2 rRNA genes are annotated in these 3201 nt (G+C 50.0%); both read right to left on the bottom strand.

The annotated features are described in order from the left end of the window. A 5S ribosomal RNA gene (gene rrf / locus BFC18_RS10155) occupies positions 1–60 on the bottom strand; the annotation flags it as partial. 248 nt (positions 61–308) lie between these two features. Further along, positions 309–3181: ribosomal RNA gene (locus tag BFC18_RS10150) — 23S ribosomal RNA — on the bottom strand. Between the last annotated feature and the right edge of the window lie 20 nt (positions 3182–3201).

Genomic DNA, 3201 nt, shown 5'->3' with positions numbered 1-3201 from the left:
GCGTTTCACTTCTGAGTTCGGAATGGGATCAGGTGGGACCACGTCGCTATTGCCGTCAGGCAAAGTCGTGCAAAACCGAATGCTTTTTCTCGGCTTTTGCGCAAGGAGGACAAACAGTACTCTCCGGAGTATGTCTATCAGCCTTTATAAACTTTTAAGCTGAATCTTAATTTCACTGATGTAGTCATCAATGAATTAACAATTCTGGAAAACGATATTTTCATCAATCTTAAGTAACGCTACTCTAACTTCTTAATTAGTCAGTCATGACCATCAACTTCTAAATGATAAAGCCATTTAGGCGTTGTATGGTTAAGCCTCACGGGCAATTAGTACAGGTTAGCTTAATGCCTTGCAACACTTCCACATCCTGCCTATCAACGTTGTCGTCTTCAACAACCCTTCAGAGAACTTAAAGTTCAGGGATGACTCATCTTGGGGCTCGCTTCCCGCTTAGATGCTTTCAGCGGTTATCGATTCCGAACGTAGCTACCGGGCAATGCCTTTGGCAAAACAACCCGAACACCAGCGGTTCGTCCACTCCGGTCCTCTCGTACTAGGAGCAGCTCCCCTCAATCATCCAACGCCCACACCAGATAGGGACCGAACTGTCTCACGACGTTCTAAACCCAGCTCGCGTACCACTTTAAATGGCGAACAGCCATACCCTTGGGACCGACTTCAGCCCCAGGATGTGATGAGCCGACATCGAGGTGCCAAACACCGCCGTCGATATGAACTCTTGGGCGGTATCAGCCTGTTATCCCCGGAGTACCTTTTATCCGTTGAGCGATGGCCCTTCCATACAGAACCACCGGATCACTATGACCTACTTTCGTACCTGCTCGACGTGTCTGTCTCGCAGTTAAGCTAGCTTATGCCATTGCACTAACCTCACGATGTCCGACCGTGATTAGCTAACCTTCGTGCTCCTCCGTTACTATTTGGGAGGAGACCGCCCCAGTCAAACTACCCACCAGACACTGTCCGCAATCCCGATTAGGGACCAACGTTAGAACATCAAACATACCAGGGTGGTATTTCAAGGACGGCTCCATATGAACTGGCGTCCATATTTCAAAGCCTCCCACCTATCCTACACAAGTAGGTTCAATGTTCAGTGCCAAGCTGTAGTAAAGGTTCACGGGGTCTTTCCGTCTAGGTGCGGGTACACAGCATCTTCACTGCGATTTCAATTTCACTGAGTCTCGGGTGGAGACAGCGTGGCCATGGTTACACCATTCGTGCAGGTCGGAACTTACCCGACAAGGAATTTCGCTACCTTAGGACCGTTATAGTTACGGCCGCCGTTTACCGGGGCTTCGATCAAGAGCTTCGCTTACGCTAACCCCATCAATTAACCTTCCGGCACCGGGCAGGTGTCACACCCTATACGTCATCTTTCGATTTAGCAGAGTGCTGTGTTTTTAATAAACAGTCCCAGCCACCTGGTCACTGCGGCCCCCGTGTGCTCAAAGAGCAAGTCTTATCACACGCAGGGGCGTACCTTCTCCCGAAGTTACGGTACAATTTTGCCGAGTTCCTTCACCCGAGTTCTCTCAAGCGCCTTAGTATTCTCTACCTGACCACCTGTGTCGGTTTGGGGTACGGTTCACATAATCATAAGTTTAGAAGCTTTTCCTGGAAGCAGGGCATCAACAACTTCACCACCGTGGTGGCTCGTCTCGTGTCTCGGCCTTAAGTACCCGGATTTACCTAAGCACTCAGCCTACTCACTTTCACTTGGACAACCAACGCCAAGCTTGTCTAGCCTTCTCCGTCCCTCCATCACTGATTATATAAGTACGGGAATATTAACCCGTTTCCCATCGACTACGCATTTCTGCCTCGCCTTAGGGGCCGACTTACCCTGCCCTGATTAGCATGGGACAGGAAACCTTGGTCTTCCGGCGTGCGGGTTTTTCACCCGCATTATCGTTACTCATGTCAGCATTCGCACTTCTGATACCTCCAGCAAACCTCACAGTTCACCTTCAGCGGCTTACAGAACGCTCCCCTACCCAATACGATAAATCGCATTGCCGCAGCTTCGGTATATTGCTTAGCCCCGTTACATCTTCCGCGCAGGCCGACTCGACTAGTGAGCTATTACGCTTTCTTTAAAGGGTGGCTGCTTCTAAGCCAACCTCCTAGCTGTCTTAGCCTTCCCACATCGTTTCCCACTTAGCAATATTTTGGGACCTTAGCTGGCGGTCTGGGTTGTTTCCCTCTTCACGACGGACGTTAGCACCCGCCGTGTGTCTCCCGGATAGTTCTCTTTGGTATTCGGAGTTTGCAAAGGGTTGGTAAGTCGGGATGACCCCCTAGCCTTAACAGTGCTCTACCCCCAAAGGAATTCGTCCGAGGCTCTACCTAAATAGATTTCGGGGAGAACCAGCTATCTCCCGGTTTGATTGGCCTTTCACCCCCAGCCACAAGTCATCCCCGCCTTTTTCAACAGGCGTGGGTTCGGTCCTCCAGTTGATGTTACTCAACCTTCAACCTGCCCATGGCTAGATCACCGGGTTTCGGGTCTATACCTAGCAACTCAACGCGCAGTTAACACTCGCTTTCGCTACGGCTCCGCTATTCGCTTAACCTTGCTACTAAATATAAGTCGCTGACCCATTATACAAAAGGTACGCAGTCACCCCGAAGGGCTCCCACTGCTTGTACGTATACGGTTTCAGGTTCTATTTCACTCCCCTCACAGGGGTTCTTTTCGCCTTTCCCTCACGGTACTGGTTCACTATCGGTCAGTAAGGAGTATTTAGCCTTGGAGGATGGTCCCCCCATCTTCAGTCAAGATAACACGTGTCCCGACCTACTTAATATGTACCTGTTGCAACTTCGTGTACGGGACTATCACCCTGTACCGTTAAACTTTCCAGAATATTCCACTATCACAACAGATATCGGCTAGTCCCCTTTCGCTCGCCGCTACTCAGGGAATCTCGGTTGATTTCTTTTCCTCCGGGTACTTAGATGTTTCAGTTCCCCGGGTTTGCCTCGTTAACCTATGTATTCAGTTAACGATACCCGCAAGCGGGTGGGTTTCCCCATTCGGACATCGATGGCTCAAATGCGTTTTGTCAACTCGCCACCGCTTTTCGCAGACTTACACGTCCTTCATCGCCTCTTACTGCCAAGGCATCCACCGTATACGCTTAGTCACTTAACCATACAACCCTAAATAGCTTC

It is taken from the genome of Alteromonas confluentis, from assembly GCF_001757105.1.
Lineage (GTDB): Bacteria > Pseudomonadota > Gammaproteobacteria > Enterobacterales > Alteromonadaceae > Alteromonas > Alteromonas confluentis.
The sequence above is the reverse complement of the archived record's forward strand: the minus strand, read 5'-3'. Positions and strand labels throughout refer to the sequence as shown.